Genomic DNA, 17,518 nt, shown 5'->3' with positions numbered 1-17,518 from the left:
TATCATGATACGGACAATCTCGTATCATGATATGTAGACGCGTGCTTTAGCAGCGTTGTCACTGGTTCAATGGGAGCGTGAAATAGAAGAAGCCCTGCAATTGTTCTTGTTAATAGGTAATCAAAGATCAAGAAAGGAAGGTGTGTCAGATGTCGCACTCCTATGTGGCCCTGGCTGGTGAAGGACGCTGGCCACGCATCTGCAATCAACACTAGCACCAATTGAAGAAAGAGGAGCCTCTCTAACATGTCATATTCTGTTGCCATGCTCAGCGTCCACACGTCTCCGCTCGATGCTCCAGGACGTACCAAGGATGCTGGTGGTATGAACGTCTATATTCGTGCTCTCGCCCATGCGCTCTCGCAGCGCGGTATCCAGGTTGACATCTTTACCCGCAAAACTGATCCATCTACTCCCCAGGTTGTGCACCTCGATAGCCAGGTGCGTGTGATTCATATTCCCGCAGGTCCTCAAGCTCCCACACATAAGAATGAGCTGTACCAATACCTCCCCACCTTTGTGCGCAACATAGATGAGTTTCGAACCGAAGAGCAGGGTGAGTACGACCTGGTGCATAGCCACTACTGGCTCTCTGGCGTTGCTGGACTCGCGCTGTCTGAACTCTGGCAGGTCCCCCATGTGACCATGTTCCATACGTTGGCGCGCCTCAAACAGATGGCGCATCCTGATGAGCCAGAACCCCCTCTACGCCTGGAGATGGAGCAGCAATTAATCCAGCAGGTGGATCGGATTATCGCCGCGACTGGTGACGAACGCTCCCAGATCCTGCGCTTCTGCGGCGCGGCCTCGCGCAGTGTGCGTGTGATTCCCTGTGGTGTAGATATCGAGCTCTTTCAGCCATATGATCGGCGCCAGACACGCGCTCAACTGGGCTTTTCAGATCAGCAGCCACTGCTGCTCTTCGCCGGGCGGCTGGACCCGTTTAAGGGACCCGATGTGCTGTTACGCGCCGCTGCCATGATGCAGGAAGAGGCGCAGATCGTGATCGTGGGTGGTCGTTCAGAGCAGGATGAGGATGTGCGTAAGCTACGCGAACTGGCTGCCCAACTGGGGATTGCCGAGCGCACCCACTTCCTGGAGGCGCAGCCCCAGGGGAGGATGCCCTTGTTCTATAGTGCCGCCGATGTCACCGTGGTTCCCTCCTATCACGAGAGCTTTGGCTTTGCCGCCGTGGAGTCGCTGGCCTGTGGCACGCCCGTGGTCGCGACGCGCGCGGGCGGATTGATGACCGTGGTGCGCCATGATGAGACCGGCTTCCTGGTGCCGCGCGCCCCTGGTTTCTTCGCCGAGCGCCTGGATGCGTTACTGCGTGAACCCGCGTTACGTGAGCGCATGACGCAGGCCACGCGCGATTCTGTGTTACGCTTTAGCTGGGACAGCGTGGCGGAACAGGTGCAGCATCTCTACGAGGCTCTCCTGGATGAGGCCAGCTGCTTGATCGCACAATAGATTGGGGGGAGGGACAGGTGAGTGGAGTGGGACGATGCTGCTAAAGCACGCGTCTACATATCATGATGCAAAATTCCCGTATCATGATATGTAGACGCGTGCTTTAGCAGCGTTGGTCAGCTCTCCATGCTCAGGATGGTGGCGAAATTGGGGGAACCCCAGCCGGTGGTGTAATCCCAGCCTTTGGTGGCGGGATAGAACAGGTTATCGCCCTGGGTGATGTCGGTATAGGGCTGGTTGCTGCCTGCTTTGTTAGCCAGGCGATAGAACTCGGGGATACCACCAAGCGGGCTCTTTCCGCTCTGGCGAAGCCCTTGATCGACCAGGGCTGTTCCGGCGGCGGCGATGGGCGCTGCCGCGCTGGTGCCACCGCTGCGCACCCAGGCGCTATCATAATAGATGCTGATATTGGGATAGGCCGCCGCGGCGATATCGGGAACCTGGCGTAAGCCGTTGGGGGCCTGAAGCGTCTGAGGTGGCAGGGTGCGTACAAAGACGCCCTGAGTTGTGCCATTATAGGACGTGGTCACGCCATCTCCGGCCTGCCAGCCCGGGCGCGTAAACGCGGAGTTCTGACTCACGCCACCACCTGAACCCCAGGAGTTCTGGCAGACGGGCGTGCCATCATCGCCACCCCAGACGGTTTCGCTGGAGCGCTGAAGATCATCACCGACCTGTAAGTAAGTGCCACCAACAGAGATGGCATAGGGAGCACTGCCGGGAAAAGAGACCTCCGCGATCTGGGGAAAGCGTGCACGCAGGCTGTACGCGCCACAATCGCCGCTACTGATAAAGACCGAGATGCCCTCGGCGGCGAGATTGCGCAGACTGTTATTGATCGCGATCTGATCACTGGTGCTAAACATCTCCTCGCCCAGCCCATAGCTGACGCTCAGCACCTGGACTTTATGATCACTGGCCACGCGATTAAAGACATCGAGCATGCCCTGTGCAAATGAGGTGACCTGCGAGATAGGGTTATTGGCGTCCTGTAACTGTGTCTGATAGACCAGAATACTGGCTTTGGGTGCCAGCCCGGCGATCAGCTCGACATCCATTGTGGCTTCGCCCTCGCCCGTGCCGGGAGGAAGAGGTGTGCCCACATCGATATTCTGGATTGAAGGCATGCTCTGCCCTGTGCAGGCGATATAATTCTGCACATCATTGATGTCATATGGATCGCCAAACTCGGCGATGCCAATCGTGGTCCCCTGGCCTTGCAGATCTTTCTTGTATAGTTGATCAACCTGATAGGCTGCCGCGAGCTTTTGCTGGGTGAGAGTTTGCTTCGCGCCATATTTGGTGCAATCGCTCTCCTGGCCCAGTTGTTGTATATGCGTGCTCTGGCGTGGCGGTTTGATGTCGGGAAGCGCGAGATTATTCAGGCCTGCAATGGTCTGAATATAGGATTCAATGGAGCTGGGAAGGTGCGGATCTTTGTTCTGCATGTAGAATTGTTGATTCAGAAGAGAGAAGGTGTAGAGCTGGGTTCCCAGAGAGGTCTGAATGGTCTGGACCGTGGCCTGAGCCTTGATAGAGCTATGCAAGGGATCGGTGCTGATCTGGGTGTAGCCCTGTTGCGTCAGCCAGGCCTGGATCTGTTTGGTCTGGGCATCTGGCATCGCGAAGCGCTGGACTAACTGCTCGGGCGTCAGAAACTGGTGGAAGCTTGCCGAGCCAGGTGTATAGAGTTGAGTGACGAAGGCATTCAGCGCATCATCGTCAAAGGCCAGGTTAAAGGTCAGCGTCAACTGGCTCCCTGGTGACAAGGGCGAACCAAGAAGCGCGGCTTGCGCCTCTAGCGGTTGATTGGCTAGAGGACCGGGCTTGCGCGTGGGAGCCTTGCGTGGCGCTCCACCCGGGCTGGTATTGGTAGTGCTGGTGTTGCCTCCACTATTATCAGCGGTGCAGGCGCTTACTAAGGCGCCCAGCAAGACAGTTATCAGTAATAAGAGCGCGGAGAGGGACGCTCGGTTACGTGTGGTCACATCAACCTCCAAGTAGTAGCGATAAAGGTAAGTTGTACTCGCAAGAAGTGTACGCAACCTTGATGAGAGGCGCTATGAGAGGAGCCATACATTGAATGTGAAATAGCTAACCTTATGCGCACCTAATTTTGGCTAAGCTAGCGTCATGTGCACTAATCTCAGGTAAAATAATGCCGTGCACACTGATTCTGGGTAAGCCAATGTTATGTGCACTAATCCCAAGTAAGCTAATGCCGTGCACACTGATTCCGGGTAAGCCAATGTCATGTGCACTGATCCCAGGGTAAGCTAACATCACGCACACTAATCCCAGGTTGTGGTGCGTGCTGGCAGCCGCAGGCTGCCAGCACGCACCACCACTTCTTACCCTGGCGAGCGCCGCAGGCGCGAGGAGTCACGACCGAAAGTTGCACATTGGATTAGCTAACAGTGATCTTACTGATACATAAACGCTATGGATGCGGTTATTTTCGGTGTGAGGATATGCGAGGGTGGGGAAGATGTATGAGTGCATGGGAAAATGTAGAAGGGTAGACTTTCAACTTTCTCTATGGTATAATCATTTCATCACGAGACACTATTGATCAGGCATCCATGCCGAGAAGCAATGTTCTGCTTCTCAGGCGTTTACACTCGAGAGTACGAGTGGGAGGCTACATGCTTATGGGTTCAGTCTCAACAACTTCGCCACACTATCAGCTGAAATATACGCTGCTGGCGTCTGACGAGACGAACACCGATGCATAGCAACACGCACTAGGGACATTTCGCCCTGGTGTTTTTTTTATACCTTGAAAACCGGATAGTCGCTCTTACGTGGACGGGTACATCCCTACATTGCTCCTTTGGCATTTTGAGCCCTGGCTCGGAGGATCGCTTCTGCTTCGATCCTGAGCGGTATTTGTCCTGCAAAGAAAGGAGGCCGCATCTCTTTTTTGAGCGTTCGGCACTGTACTTCGTTGAATACAAGGGTGTAGGAGACGTAAACAGGCCTAAGTGATAAACGGTATGTGGTACGGTAGTGGTTTTTAGAATTCAAGGAGAGTGCAGACCATGAACTCGAGCATGATCAATAAAATCGCCAAAGCCAAACGTTACGCAGAGGAGCCGGAGCGCATTCAGTTTACCCGTTTTGAAGCTAATTTCCACGGCGAAAACGACGTTCATACCACCACTTTTGATAATGGGACGTGGGATTGCACGTGCCGCTTCTTCCATGATTGGGGTGATTGCTGTCACACTATGGCGATGCAGCGCGTGCTGGGCGTGACTATTCCCGCCGCCTATCGTCACGGTGTCCCCTCAGGTCTGGGCACAAGCCCGCTGGTACACTAGCAGCCCTTTCATAACCTTTTTCTCTTTGGCGAAAGACACTGACCGTATTTCATGTCTCTAAGGATAGGACGGTCAGTGTCTTTCTTTTTTATTGCTTGATTGGTTATTTTTAGAGCAGACTAGAGCACACTGCCATAGGCAAAGTAAAGCACAATAATTACCACGAAGAGCAGGGTGGCAAGGATGCCAATGGTAATCAGGTCGCGTTTCACATACGCAAAATGCTCAACCGTAATCAACTGGGGGGCCGCGCGCTGGCTTCTATTTTTGGTCTGGCGACGTGCTGCCAGCCGTGCGCGTGCACTTCCCTGCTCGGGAGCGACCGTTACCGGGGTGCTTACCTCTTCCTCGACAACGCTGGGAGCGGCGTTCTCGATTTCAGGTTCGGAAGTGACGATCTCTTCTTCTTCTACCTCGAGGAGAGCCCTCTCCTCTTCGCGCTCCTCAACGGCTGGTTGGACCAGTTCAAAGCCTTTGGCGCGGGTCGCTTTGGAGCGCTGAGCACTTCTGCGCGCTGTTGCTGACTTCTTAGCCATGATTGTACTCTGCCTTTCATTCGGTCAAAATGGTGTAAAGATGCTCTTCTGCTCAACAGCATTGTGTAGAAGATCTGATAGAAGAATAGCAATGATAATGGCGTTCTTCGATGCACGTTGCTGGCATTGGTGCCATTATACACGAATCCAGGATATCAGTCGAGTAGGTAAGGTAGTAAGGTGTATCAGGTGGCGAACTGGCTCCGCCAGTTCGCCACCTGATACACCTTACTACCTTACCCTTCCCTTCTTGCTCTTTGCTGGTCGCTCTGGTTATAATTGCTAGTAAATGTTTATTTGTGGCCTGGTTTATTACTCTATCTTTTTATGCGGAAACTAACGCCACTTTCGTGGCTAGCGCTCCGCGCTCAAGTTTCCTATTAGGCAATAAGGAATCTAAAAGCTATGTTAAAAAACGCGCAAAAACCTGCATCCCTTTCTCGTCGAGTTCATTCTCCTGTCACTGTGACTCCGACTCTCGCGCCGCGTTCGCGCAAGACTCCCCCACCCCTGACCTTTGCCCGGTATTCGCTGGCGAAGGCGACCCGCCCAGATCAAAATGAGGACCGTATCCTGTCCCTGCCCCGGACGAGCTTAGGCGCCGTCTTTGATGGGGTGGGTGGCGAAGATGGGTATATTGGTTCACTTGTGGCCTCACAAACAGTTCGCTCTCACTGGAAAAAAGTACTGTCCGTACGCCAGGTCTCGACCAACGATGAAGAGAACGACGCTTCAAACATTGATCTGCTGTTGCTTTTAGAGTATGTTATCTTGCAAGCCCATCACCGGCTCTGCGCGGAGAGCACGCGCCGCACAAAAGAAGATGGCACGCCCCTGCGTCCCTGCACCACGATTGCCCTGGCCGCCATTGACTATCAACCGAGTAGCTCTGAGTGTCGTTTGCTCTGCGCGCACGTGGGTGACAGTCGTATCTACCTGCTCAAGGCCAATGGTGATTTTCACCGATTAACCGATGATGATGGATTCTTCTCGCTGTTAGTAGCACGTGAGATGCTGACGCTTGAAGATGCCTGGCGTATTGACCAGGCGAGTGACGCCTCGCAACTGAGCCAGTTAGAGCGCGCCTACTTTGAGCGCCGTAACGGAATCACGCAAGCGCTGGGCGACCAGGTTGAACCTGTAGTCCACCTGGCTGAACTGACGTTTGAGCCTGGTGATCGCGCCTTGCTCTGTACCGATGGCGTTCATGATAACCTGACTGATATCGAGATCGCGGCTATCATGCGCTCGTCCGCGCGTACAACCGCCGCGAAGAAACTGGTGCAGCACGCGCTTGAGTTCTCACTCCAGGAGCACCAGGGCGTGCTTCGCGCCAAACAAGACGACATTAGCGCCCTGGTCATCAGCCGAAATTATTAGAAGGCCTGACGCTGCTAAAGCACGCGCCTACATATAATGGTACGGCATTCTCGTAGCATCATATGTAGACGCGTGCTTTAGCAGCGTTGCCAGCAACCTTCCCTATGTATCATCGACAGGCGAAGGGAATTCATCCAGTCTATGTGTCTCTCCTTCCTCGCGCCGCAGGCGCGAGCCGAGGCAAGGTTTGAAAGAGAATTGGATGGCCTTGCGCTGGCCTTGCGCTGTTTGACAACTTGTCTCTACTATGCTACCCTAGATGTTGGCAGTAAAGGTCTGAAGAGGCGTATACTCGTCTGAGGGACTGGAACTGAGGGATTGAAATCAAGAACAGGCAATGCCTGCTCAGAATCATAGGCTAGCCCCCCATCTGGCTAGTCTTTTTGCTATCATCGGTCGTATCTCGTTCCACTCTCTACGCTTGCTGCGACCGCGGTCGTCATGTTAGTCAACTACAACTAGGCAGGGTATTATATTATGGCTCGGATAGTCGTCGCTATGAGCGGCGGCGTAGATAGCTCGGTCGCCGCTGCATTGCTGAAAGAACAAGGACATGAAGTCATCGGTATGATGCTGCGCCTCTGGTCAGAGCCAGGGGTGATTGAGGCAGAGGACGATGGCGTTGAACGCGTGGTACAGAACAAGTGTTGTTCGCTGGAGTCAGTGGATGACGCGCGTCGCGTCGCGCGTATGCTGGATATTCCTTTTTACCTGGTGAATGTCGAGCAGGAATTTAAAGAGCGCATTGTTGACTCCTTTTATGAAGATTATGTTGCTGGTCGGACGCCCAACCCGTGCCTGACCTGTAACCGGCATATTCGTTTCACAGTATTGCTCAATAAGGCCCTGGCGCTGGAGGCCGACTACCTGGCGACGGGTCACTATGTGCGCGTGGATGATCATCCCCAGACGGGGAGGCGTCGCCTGCGCCGTGGCCTCGATCCCGACAAAGATCAGTCCTATGTGTTGCATGTGCTCAACCAGCACCAGCTTAGTCACGCCTGCTTCCCCCTGGGAGGCTATACCAAGCCCCAGGTGCGGGCCATGGCGGCCGAGCGTGGCATGAACGTTGCGACCAAGGCTGAGAGCCAGGAGATCTGCTTTGTGGCGCAGAATGACTATCGTGGTTTTATTGATCGCTATGCGGCAAGCAAGCAGGAAGATGATGCCTTGGTGCCCGCTGGTGTGACCGCTACCGCCACAGCTGCGCAACCACTGATCACGATACCGCGTCCGGGCCCCATCTATGATCAGCAGGGGACGCTCCTGGGACGCCATCGCGGCCTGGCTTACTATACTATCGGTCAGCGCAAGGGGTTGGGCTTGACATCACCTGCTCCATTGCATGTGCTCAAGCTGGACGCTGACCAGAACGCGCTGATTGTAGGTCCTGCCACCGCTCTGGATCAGCAGGAGTTTACCATCGGCAAGATGCATTACACCACTGGCGACGTGCCTACGGCTCCTTTTGAGGCCCTGGTACGCGTACGCTATAAGGCCCCCGAACAACCCGCGTTAGTCACGCCTCTTGAAGGGCAACGGGCGCGAGTACAACTTGTACACCCACAGCGCGCAATCACTCCAGGCCAGGCCGCCGTGCTTTACGGAGGCGAGGATGGTGATGAGGTCTTGGGTGGAGGGATTATCGAATGACCGATCAAGCACATATTCGCAATTTTTGTATTATTGCGCATATCGATCATGGCAAGTCCACGCTTGCTGATCGCCTACTAGAGTTCACGGGCACCGTGACTAAGCGTGAGCTGATGGCGCAGACGCTCGACCAGATGGATCTGGAGCGCGAGAAGGGCATTACGATTAAGGCCCAGGCCGTGCGTATGCGCTATACCTCTCAGCAGGATGGCGAGGAGTACGAGCTGAATCTGATCGACACGCCTGGACACGTTGACTTCGCTTACGAGGTTTCGCGTAGCCTGGCGGCCTGTGAAGGCGCCCTGCTCGTGATTGACGCGACCCAGGGCATCGAGGCCCAGACGCTGGCGAACCTCTACCTCGCGTTAGAGGCCGACCTGGCCATTATTCCCGTGATCAATAAGATCGACCTCCCCAGTGCGGAACCTGAGAAGGTGATGCAAGAGGTTGAGGATGTTATTGGGATCCCCAAGGAAGAGTGCATCCTGGCCTCGGCCAAAGAGGGCATCGGGACGCAGGATATCCTGGAGGCGGTCATTAAGCATGTGCCGCGTCCCAAGGGTGATCCCGAAGCCCCGCTGCGCGCCCTGGTCTTTGACTCACATTATGATGCCTACAAGGGCGTGATCGCCTATGTACGCGTCGTAGATGGGGCGCTGCATACCGACGAGCGCGTGACGATGATGGCGACCGGCAGCAACACCGATATCCTCGAAGCTGGCTACTTTCATCCGCGCCTGACCTCCGCAGGCGAGCTGACCACGGGCGAGGTTGGATATATCGCGACCGGCTTTAAAAAGGTGACGGATTGTCGTGTGGGCGACACGGTCATCCTCCCGGCCTACGCGGGCAAGATCGAGGCGCTGGCAGGCTACCGGCCAGTCAAATCCATGGTCTTCGCGGGCATCTATCCAGTTGAAGGCAATGACTACCCTTTATTGCGTGAGGCTCTGGATCGCCTGAAAATCAATGACGCGGCGCTCCAGTACGAGCCTGAGACCTCAAATGCGCTGGGCTTTGGCTTTCGCTGTGGTTTTCTGGGTCTGTTGCACATGGAGATCATTCAAGAGCGCCTGGAGCGCGAGTATAACCTGGATATTCTAGCGACCGCCCCAAGCGTGGCTTACCGCGTTATGAAGACGGGTGGCGAGGTCATCGAGATCGACAATCCATCCGATATGCCCTCGTTTGGCGACATCGAGCAGATCGAAGAACCCTGGATGGATGTCTCTATTTTTACGCCCTCGCGCTACATTGGCACTATTATGGATCTGGTCAATAGCAAGCGCGGTGTGTATAAAGAGCTTAAGTATATTGAGGCCGAGCGCGTGCTCCTGACCTACAACCTGCCCCTGGCCGAGCTGATCATCGACTTCTATGACCAACTGAAATCGCGTACGCAGGGCTATGCCTCGCTGGATTATGCCTATGCCGACTACCAGCCATCGGACCTGATCAAGCTGGATATCCTGGTCAATGCTGTCGCTGTGGATGCGCTCTCGCTCATTTTGCATCGCGAGAAGGCGTATTATCAAGGGAGAGCGCTGGTCGAGAAGTTGCGCAGCCTGATTCCACGCCAGATGTTTGAGGTCCCCATTCAGGCAGCCATCGGCTCACGCGTCGTCGCGCGCGAGACGGTCAAAGCCATGCGTAAGGACGTGCTGGCGAAATGTTACGGTGGTGACATTTCGCGTAAGCGCAAACTGCTGGAGAAGCAGAAAGAGGGCAAGCGTCGCATGAAGATGGTGGGAAGCGTAGAGATTCCCCAGGAGGCCTTCATGGCGGTCCTCTCTCTGGGCGAGGAATAACGCAGAAGATAGCAAAGGGCCCCACAGACGCGTCTGTGGGGCCCTTTGCTATCTTCTTTTAAGAGGAAATGGCGCTTTCGCTGCCGCGATCCACGGTCTGCTGGCGAATATAGGGGAGAAGCTCGCCCACGAGATCGTAGCGGTCCAGGGGCATGATATAGGTACCCTGGATATAAGGCAAGGTGGCATCGAAGAGTTCTTTAATAATCTCCAATCCCGTATCGCAGGCCTGGTCGCCCGCCAGGCGCAGGCGCTCCCGGACAGCCTCGGGAATGACGATGCCGGGCACCTCGTTATGGAACTTCTCGGCCTGCTGGTAGGAGTGAAGCGGTTGCAGGCCAACCAGGATGGGAATGGTGAGCGGACCATACTCCTGCTTGTAGCGCTCAAAGTAGCTGATGAGCGTCTCGGGATCATAGACGGGCTGGGTCATGATAAACTGTGCACCTGCCTCAATCTTGCGGTGTAAGCGCTCCAGGTCAAGCGCGATATCGGTCGCGGGAGGGGTAGCCGCGCAGCCTATACAGAAGGAGCCGGGCGTTCCCAGCTTGCGCCCGCGCCCATCAAGCCCCTGATTGAGATTATTCAAGATGGCAATCAGACCAATGCTATCGACATCCCAGATGCCCGTGGCGTTGGGAAAATCGCCGTGGGTGGGAGGATCACCGGTCACGGCCAGGACATTGCGAATATCGGTGGCGTGGGCGCCAATCAGATCGCTCTGCACGGCCATCAGGTTGCGGTCGCGTGGCGTAAAATGCACGATAGTCTCCACGCCAACCTGCTGCTGAATCAGGCGGGCTGCGGCGACGTTACTCATACGTACACGGGCCATGGCGTTATCGGTAATATTGATGGTATCCACGCCAATGTCGCGCAGGTACTCAGCATTTTGCAGGAAGCGCGTAAACTTGACGCTGCGCGGGGGGCGCATCTCGGCGCTCACCACGAAGTGTCCTGTGGCGAGGCGTTGTGAGAGATAGGTGCTGTGCGTCTGGGTGCCGCTGGAGCTTTCGGGATCGCGCTCGAAGATCGTCTCAAGACGAGGCTGGCGTTTGGGGACTGTGATCTCGCGTGTCCCCAGCTCTGGGGCGTATTCGGCCAGAACTTTACGCATAGCGGCGATATGCTGAGGCGTCGTGCCACAACAGCCGCCGAGCAGGCTCACCCCAATCTCCAGGAAGCGACGCGCGTAGTCCGCGAAGTAGTCGGGCGAGGCTCCGTAGATGAAGCGATTGCCCACGCGTTTGGGCAGGCCCGCGTTGGGCTGGGCTGCCAGGAGAAAGTGCTCATGCTCTCCCGTGCTCATGCCCTCGATAACGCTAAAGGTGCCGGCGGGTCCCAGGGCGCAGTTGACGCCCACGACATCGGCCCCCAGTTCCTGCATCGTCTGTGCCACCAGGAGCGGCTCCTCACCGCTTGAGACCGTATTCTCTTCATCGAAGGACATCAGGGCCACGATGGGCAGATCGGTCATGCCGCGAATGGCTGAGAGCGCCTCGCGCATCTCCTCCAGGTTGGTGATGGTCTCAATGATCAAGAGATCGACGCCCGATTCTAGCAGGGCTGCCGCCTGCTCTTGAAAGGCGTTACGGGCCTCTTCTGGCGTAATGTCTCCCAGGGGAGCCAGGTGGCTACCGAGGGGGCCAATATTGCCAGCGAGAAAGATGGGCTGCTCACTCAGTTCACGTGCCTCGCGTGCGATCTTGGCTCCAGCCCGGTTGATGGCATGGACCTGCTCTTCGAGTCCATGTTCGCGCAGGCGAAAGCGATTCGCGCCAAAGGTATTGGTCTCGATGATTTCGGCCCCCGCGGCCACATATTCCAGGTGAATGGTTTTAATCAGCTCGGGAGAGGTGAGGTTGAGTTGCTCGAAGCATCGCTCATAGGAGATACCTCGGGCATAGAGCTGGGTCCCCATTCCGCCGTCGCAGAGAATAGGACCTTGCACCAATCGTTCTATGAAAGGACTTGTTCTTCGCATACTATACTCTCTCTTATGCCCGTGTCGCTGGCTGGATTATTCAGGTTAAAAGGTGATCAAGCTGCATGCTAACCAGTCGAGTATATCACCAAAAAGCGTACGCAGTCCAGCCATAAGACTCTAGAGAGTGATATAGTTGGAGCGTGGGCATTCGCCCACGCTCCAACTATATCACTCTCTAAGGCATAAAAAAGCGCTGGTAGCCGAGACAGTTCTCACATGTTCCAATCGGCCACCAGCGTATTTTGTCTTATTCTACACAACTCCTGTGCTTCTTCAACCTTTTTCCTGATTCCACGTAGGCCAAGAATTATTGGCTTTCCAGGCTTGTGTTCCTGTTGGTCCCCACCAGATGTACGGCTGTAGTAGCCGATAGACTTCACTATCTCGTGTATTACGAGTTGTTTTCTTCAGGTGGTGTGAGACTCAGGATGGTGCGGCGAGCCCGCCTCTACGGGCACTACCTGTCAATTTGATACACCATCCCTAGCACGCGAATTGGTTTCTTCAATGGAAGAGTCATAAGCCCTCCTTCCGGATTACTTATGCAAGGCGTATAGCCAAGTGCCAGAGTATCTTTCCTCTCTGGAAGCGTTCCTAATCGAATCATTTGGAACACTTTGATATTAACATATACAATTTGGAATGTCAATACCTAAAGCGTAAATTTTTTCAAGGCTCTAGAAAATTCGGACTCAGCAATATTGTATTTGTGTATTCTGTGTTGCAGCATAATGCTGCGCCTGTCTGGTATAAAGAGTCATGGTAGGCGCCAGGAACGTGAGAAATTGGCCTGGGAGGGAGAAGCGTTGAGGTCATTTGTGAGGTACCCGCATGCCTGGATCTGGCAAAAAAGGAGCCATGACACATCTATCTATTTAAGATTTAAGGTTGAGTTTTTATAGAATAGCATCTCTACTAAAAGCGGCGACCCTGGCAGGGGTCGCCGCTTTTAGTAGAGATGCTATTCTTCAGCTATATATGTTCGGGGGGAATATCGTCTCTGCGCTGAAGTGGTGGGGTATCGGTGGTTGAGGACATGCCAGTGATGTCACTGTCCAGAACTGGTTCACGACTGCTCAGATTCGGCTCATCGGTCATGGTCTGGTTCTGTTTGCCGGTGGTTTTTCCTTTCGAGGCCGCGCTCTCTTCATGGAAGAGGTAGCTTGACGAATTGGGATCAAGCGAGCCTGGAGGAGCCTGTTCCACCATCTGAGCAAAGTGGTTGAGATCGCGCTGGAGCTTCTGCTCAAAGTGGCCTCCGACGCCAAGCTTCTCACCAATTTCGCCTACAACTCCGGCGGGTGGGTTATAGTTGACGAAGACATCGACCTTCGTCTGGCTCGTGCTGGTCGGCTCAAAGACTACCTTGCCAAAGTTGTCGAGGCCCTGAATTGAGTGCCAGCCGATCTGCCTGTCCTCAATCCAATTTTCATTCTTCGCGTCCCACTCGTGATTACCCGCCACATCGGCTACCCAGTGACTATTCTGGTCGTCGTAATAGGTAACCTCTTTCACAAAGCTCATAAACTTAGGAAAGTCGTTAAAGTGGGAGAATAAGGAGTAAACCTGGTGTACAGGTGCGTCTACTGTTACGGAAGCATGATGCTCTGCATATGTCTTCGCCATAAGAATTGGAACCTCCTGATATCTCAGTTACTATTACAGTAACAACTCTGCTCAGTCAACCAAACCTACCCTTTTCACATTCGCCACTGCCCTCTTCCCATTTCTGGGTAGATATTCCTTATGTGTATGTACACTTGCCAGAGAGCTGTTTTTGTTACAGGCTCTCCATATGGGCACATATTTTCTCAGCGAATTCTCAGGCGAAAACTGGCATTCCTGCCTTATAATAGGTATAGAGTGAGAATGTGAAATATGTCGATCGGGCTGATCGAGTGGCCCTGAAAGAACCTATTTTTATCCTGGTTGCGTGTTTGGAAATAACCTGAGCCCTGTGTGCGTTATAGAGTTTGAGGAAAGTAACCCTCTGACAAACATGCAAGGGGCCGCTTTCAGTCGCTTCGTGTCGGCTGTCAATAGGAATGTTGGGCGGCTTTTGGGGCTTTTATTTTGGGATTTTTTGCTTCTAGTGTAATATAGACGTAGATACAAGAGGTTTTACTCTCTTTACTAAAACTTGGCGTCATAAGGAATGGAATGTGGCAAGGGGAATTAGAAGTAAGGAGCAGATCTCAAGAGCCTACTAGTTTCTAGTAGCGTAGCGACTGGATAGACATTCTTTACATTCGAGACGTTACATATTTTGCGATGATGTGAGGTAACAGATTATGTCAACCGCAACCCTGGAAACCAAGCTAGACAAGGCTTTGGAGCTTGTCGGTTCAATTGACCCGGAAATTGCTGAGTCATATCCTTCGCTAGAGGCTCGTATCCTGGCGCAAGCCCTGGAAAATGTGGAAATTGCTGAGCGTCGCTTGCGCGAAATCCAGAAGCTGGTAGGTGATTTTAGCGAGGTCGTCCTGGTGTAGTTGACTACCTCGCTTGAGAGAGGCGGCTACACCACTCATATCTCTAATCTAGCTATCCTCTCTGGCTCTCTCTGGTGCCTTCTCTCCCCAGGAGAGGATATTTTTGCACTGATACTGGTCGTCGCTTTATCGTTTGATTAACTGTTTTTACCCTTTTGTTTCTTCTATGATTGGTAGCTCATGACTGATTGTCATGATTGATAGTCTATAAGCATCTTCTGAGATTGTCTCCCTATTAAAGAGTATTAACAAATTCTGCTAAAAACGTGTCATGTGAAAAAGCAGAGTGAGGCCCTCGTTTCGGGAAACGAGGGCCTCACTCTGCTTTTTCACCGGTTTAAAGGGAGCAACTGAGGTCGAGTTCGGGATCGCACAGCTCTTCCTGTATGATGCTCTCATCGCTGCCTGGTGTGTCGGCGGGTTCCTCTTGCGTAAGCGCACGCTCGATAATCTCCTCAACGTCTGCCAGGCTGTTGATTCTGACCAGCTCATTGCGGACCTGCTTGGCGCCCGCGAAATGGCCCAGGTACCATCCCATATGCTTGCGTAGCTCAACAAAATGATCCTCGCCTTTGAGACGAGCGTGCACACGCGCGTGCTTCAGGGCCATCCGTAGCCGCTCTTCGCGCGAGGGCATAATGCTGGGAATATTCTCAGGTGTTGGCTCAACGTCATTATTGAGGATCTCTTTCATCTGAGCTTTATTTTGGAAGAGCCAGGGATTGCCATAGGTCGCGCGTCCGATAAGCACACCATGCACGCCTGTCTCGCGAATACGCTTAGCGGCATCATAGAGATTATGGATATCACCATTGCCCAGGATGAGCGTATCGGTCTGCCGAACGATCTCGGCCGCCTGGGCGATGGCGTCCCAATTGGCCTCGCCTTTGTAGTGTTGCGCGAGGGTGCGCCCATGCAGGGAGATATTAGCGGGTTCCATTTCCAGCAGATCTTTCACCCAATCAGTAATGGTAATGGAGTCGTACCCCAGGCGGGTCTTCACCGAGACTGGCAGGAGGCGCCGCTCAATCACTGCCTTATCCCCCCAGATTCGCACACGCTCCTCGTTCATCTGGCGAATGCGCTGAATGCGCTCGGGCTCCATTCCCAGCTCTTCGAGCGTCTGCCCATTGGCCCAGTCGCGCACACCTGCCTGCGTCGCCCGAATAATGGCCTTCGCGGTATCAGGCACACGGATGAGCGCGGCCCCGCCACCTTTGTTAGCGATCTTGGTCGCGGGACAGCCCATATTGATGTCCACCCCATCGAAGCCGAGTTCACACGCGACGTGCGCGGCAAGATAAAAGTATTCGGGGCGGCAGCCAAAGATCTGGGCGATAGCTGGGCGTTCCGCAGGGGTATAGAGGAAGTCACGGAAGATACGGTCGCTCCCCTTCCAGAGGCCCTCGACATTGGTAAATTCGGTCAGGACGATATCTGGTCTGCCATGCAGGCCATGCATTGTGCGACAGGGGGCATCCGTGACGCCATCCATGGGCGCCAGGCCAATAATAGGTTGTGGAAGCGTATTCCAGAAAGAGGTTGGTTTCATTATGCCAAACTTTCGCGCTGAACTTTCTTTTATCTTCTATCTATATGTATGTGAAATCGGCAGTTAGTCGTCTTTACTTTTGTGTTTCGACCGTTTCGATCTTTTATGATACATCCTTTCGTGTTTCTGGTCAATTTTCGCCTTTGGGTATTGCGGGGCTCGCCAAAGTCGGCGTAAGTTTTCGCGCCTGCGGCGCTCAAGGAGTAAAGGGATAGGGGCGTGGTTTGCGGGCATCCGCCCGCAAACCACGCCCCTATCCCTTTACTCCTTTATTTCTTTGGGGTGATTTCTGTGCGCCATTTGTCGACGGCGACTTTGACGGTGAGGATGTAGGAGGCCTCGTCGTTATTATCTTTCCTGGGGGCATAGGTAGGGATGATCTGGTCGACGGTCACCAGGCCCCATCCCTGGACATAGGTCTGGGCGATCAGGCGATACCAGTCCTCAAAGCCCTCTTCCCAGGTTTTATAGAGCCGGTAGCCCTGATAGGCTGGCTCGTCTGGACGCTGGCGAATATTGCCCAGAGAGTGGGTCTCCTGGGCGACGCCCAGCTTGCCAAAATGGCTCTCCTGCCAGAAGAAGGCCAGGGCGTAGGCGGGGTCAACTCCGTATTGCACGCCATAATCATAGAGTGCCTGCCCCTTGCCGGAGGCGGGCGAGTCATTGCGTGCGAGGACGAGGTTGATAAAAGCCGGAGTCAGGGTCGGCTTGCCCATGACCCGGTAGACGGCGTCTTTGGGTGTACTGCCGAAGGTGCTCGCTTCATCATAAGGAGGGGTGTATGAGGGCTGCTGGGGCGCGGGATGGAAGGTGAACGATGGCAGAAGGGCAATGCCCGCTAGTACGCCTCCCAGGATGCATACCAGCAATAGTAAACAACCACCCGTGCCGAGCAGGACATAGAGACAGGAGGAGCGCTTAGGACGGCGTGGGGGCTGGGGGGTCATAGGCAGGCCCGGTGCAGCCTGTTGCCACTGGCTATCATTTCTTAAGGGCTTTGTCGGCAAATCGTACATGCAATGTCCTTCTGAGTAGTATGATTTCTGGTCCTCTTCCGTATATACGCAGAGCAATCCATGAGGTTCGATGTAGAGGAAAGGGTGTGGGTGGGAAACGCGGCATTGCCGCGTTTCCCACCCACACCCTTTCCTCTACATCCTTCTCGCCTGCTTTTGCGATATAATAGCTACAGGCAATGTGCCCTCAAAGGGGAGGGTGCATGAACATCAGGTATACCGATCTTATTCCGAAATCCAACGCCACTTACGTGTCTAGCGCTTCGCGCTCAGGGTTTTCGGAGAAGAAGACCACAGAGGG

The 17,518-nt window shown here is 54.2% G+C and carries 12 protein-coding genes; 6 read left to right on the top strand and 6 right to left on the bottom strand.

Going from position 1 to position 17,518, the window contains the following annotated elements; genetic code table 11:
• The first annotated feature begins 246 nt into the window (after positions 1–246).
• Positions 247–1,470 (top strand): glycosyltransferase, encoded by a 1,224-nt coding sequence (locus KRAC_RS22230; protein WP_007910967.1) that lies wholly within the window; start codon positions 247–249, stop codon positions 1,468–1,470.
• A gap of 116 nt (positions 1,471–1,586) precedes the next feature.
• Here KRAC_RS22230 and KRAC_RS22225 read toward each other — a convergent pair whose 3' ends face one another.
• Complete coding sequence (locus KRAC_RS22225; RefSeq protein ID WP_007910965.1) at positions 1,587–3,458, bottom strand: S53 family peptidase; 1,872 nt, start codon at positions 3,456–3,458, stop codon at positions 1,587–1,589.
• Between the two features lie 1,053 nt (positions 3,459–4,511).
• On the opposite strand from KRAC_RS22225, the gene KRAC_RS22220 reads away from it, so the two are divergent.
• On the top strand, positions 4,512–4,793 hold the full coding sequence (locus tag KRAC_RS22220) for a hypothetical protein (protein ID WP_007910963.1): 282 nt from the start codon (positions 4,512–4,514) through the stop codon (positions 4,791–4,793).
• A 119-nt stretch (positions 4,794–4,912) separates the two neighbouring features.
• Here KRAC_RS22220 and KRAC_RS22215 read toward each other — a convergent pair whose 3' ends face one another.
• Positions 4,913–5,329, bottom strand: a complete 417-nt coding sequence (locus KRAC_RS22215) for a hypothetical protein (protein ID WP_007910958.1) — start codon at positions 5,327–5,329, stop codon at positions 4,913–4,915.
• A gap of 405 nt (positions 5,330–5,734) precedes the next feature.
• Between KRAC_RS22215 and KRAC_RS22210 the strand changes: the two genes are divergently transcribed.
• The 3 genes from KRAC_RS22210 (at position 5,735) to lepA (ending at position 10,170) form a co-directional block, all read left to right on the top strand.
• On the top strand, positions 5,735–6,709 hold the full coding sequence (locus KRAC_RS22210; RefSeq protein ID WP_007910956.1) for a PP2C family protein-serine/threonine phosphatase: 975 nt from the start codon (positions 5,735–5,737) through the stop codon (positions 6,707–6,709).
• Between the two features lie 477 nt (positions 6,710–7,186).
• Entirely contained in the window at positions 7,187–8,362 is a 1,176-nt protein-coding gene (gene mnmA, locus KRAC_RS22205; RefSeq protein WP_007910955.1) for a tRNA 2-thiouridine(34) synthase MnmA, read from the top strand.
• Positions 8,359–10,170 (top strand): translation elongation factor 4, encoded by a 1,812-nt coding sequence (lepA, locus tag KRAC_RS22200; RefSeq protein WP_007910953.1) that lies wholly within the window; start codon positions 8,359–8,361, stop codon positions 10,168–10,170. Before mnmA ends, lepA begins: the two co-directional genes overlap by 4 nt.
• A 58-nt stretch (positions 10,171–10,228) precedes the next feature.
• On the opposite strand, the gene KRAC_RS22195 is transcribed toward lepA, so the two are convergent.
• Entirely contained in the window at positions 10,229–12,154 is a 1,926-nt protein-coding gene (locus KRAC_RS22195; RefSeq protein WP_007910951.1) for a bifunctional homocysteine S-methyltransferase/methylenetetrahydrofolate reductase, read from the bottom strand.
• Positions 12,155–13,129: 975 nt separating this feature from the next.
• A complete protein-coding gene (locus KRAC_RS62225) occupies positions 13,130–13,783 on the bottom strand; it encodes an SRPBCC family protein (protein WP_007910950.1) in 654 nt (217 codons plus the stop codon).
• A gap of 665 nt (positions 13,784–14,448) precedes the next feature.
• Here KRAC_RS62225 and KRAC_RS22185 point away from each other — a divergent pair.
• Complete coding sequence (locus tag KRAC_RS22185) at positions 14,449–14,649, top strand: hypothetical protein (RefSeq protein ID WP_007910948.1); 201 nt, start codon at positions 14,449–14,451, stop codon at positions 14,647–14,649.
• Positions 14,650–14,986: 337 nt separating this feature from the next.
• On the opposite strand, the gene KRAC_RS62220 is transcribed toward KRAC_RS22185, so the two are convergent.
• Positions 14,987–16,201, bottom strand: coding sequence for a tRNA dihydrouridine synthase (locus KRAC_RS62220; RefSeq protein ID WP_007910945.1), 1,215 nt, complete (start codon positions 16,199–16,201; stop codon positions 14,987–14,989).
• Positions 16,202–16,470: 269 nt separating this feature from the next.
• Positions 16,471–17,217, bottom strand: a complete 747-nt coding sequence (locus tag KRAC_RS62215) for a glucosaminidase domain-containing protein (protein WP_007910944.1) — start codon at positions 17,215–17,217, stop codon at positions 16,471–16,473.
• Positions 17,218–17,518 lie beyond the last annotated feature (301 nt).

Origin of the sequence: Ktedonobacter racemifer DSM 44963 (genome assembly GCF_000178855.1) — a bacterium.
GTDB lineage: Bacteria > Chloroflexota > Ktedonobacteria > Ktedonobacterales > Ktedonobacteraceae > Ktedonobacter > Ktedonobacter racemifer.
This window is presented reverse-complemented; position numbering and strand designations above follow the sequence as displayed.

Bases quoted from the DNA above. Each gene is read 5' to 3' on its own strand.
- mnmA (WP_007910955.1), top strand. From the start codon at position 7,187: ATGGCTCGGATAGTCGTCGCTATGAGCGGCGGCGTAGATAGCTCGGTC.
- KRAC_RS22195 (WP_007910951.1), bottom strand. From the start codon at position 12,154: ATGCGAAGAACAAGTCCTTTCATAGAACGATTGGTGCAAGGTCCTATT.
- KRAC_RS22220 (WP_007910963.1), top strand. From the start codon at position 4,512: ATGAACTCGAGCATGATCAATAAAATCGCCAAAGCCAAACGTTACGCA.
- KRAC_RS62225 (WP_007910950.1), bottom strand. From the start codon at position 13,783: ATGGCGAAGACATATGCAGAGCATCATGCTTCCGTAACAGTAGACGCA.
- KRAC_RS62220 (WP_007910945.1), bottom strand. From the start codon at position 16,201: ATGAAACCAACCTCTTTCTGGAATACGCTTCCACAACCTATTATTGGC.
- KRAC_RS62215 (WP_007910944.1), bottom strand. From the start codon at position 17,217: ATGTACGATTTGCCGACAAAGCCCTTAAGAAATGATAGCCAGTGGCAA.
- KRAC_RS22210 (WP_007910956.1), top strand. From the start codon at position 5,735: ATGTTAAAAAACGCGCAAAAACCTGCATCCCTTTCTCGTCGAGTTCAT.
- KRAC_RS22230 (WP_007910967.1), top strand. From the start codon at position 247: ATGTCATATTCTGTTGCCATGCTCAGCGTCCACACGTCTCCGCTCGAT.
- lepA (WP_007910953.1), top strand. From the start codon at position 8,359: ATGACCGATCAAGCACATATTCGCAATTTTTGTATTATTGCGCATATC.
- KRAC_RS22215 (WP_007910958.1), bottom strand. From the start codon at position 5,329: ATGGCTAAGAAGTCAGCAACAGCGCGCAGAAGTGCTCAGCGCTCCAAA.
- KRAC_RS22185 (WP_007910948.1), top strand. From the start codon at position 14,449: ATGTCAACCGCAACCCTGGAAACCAAGCTAGACAAGGCTTTGGAGCTT.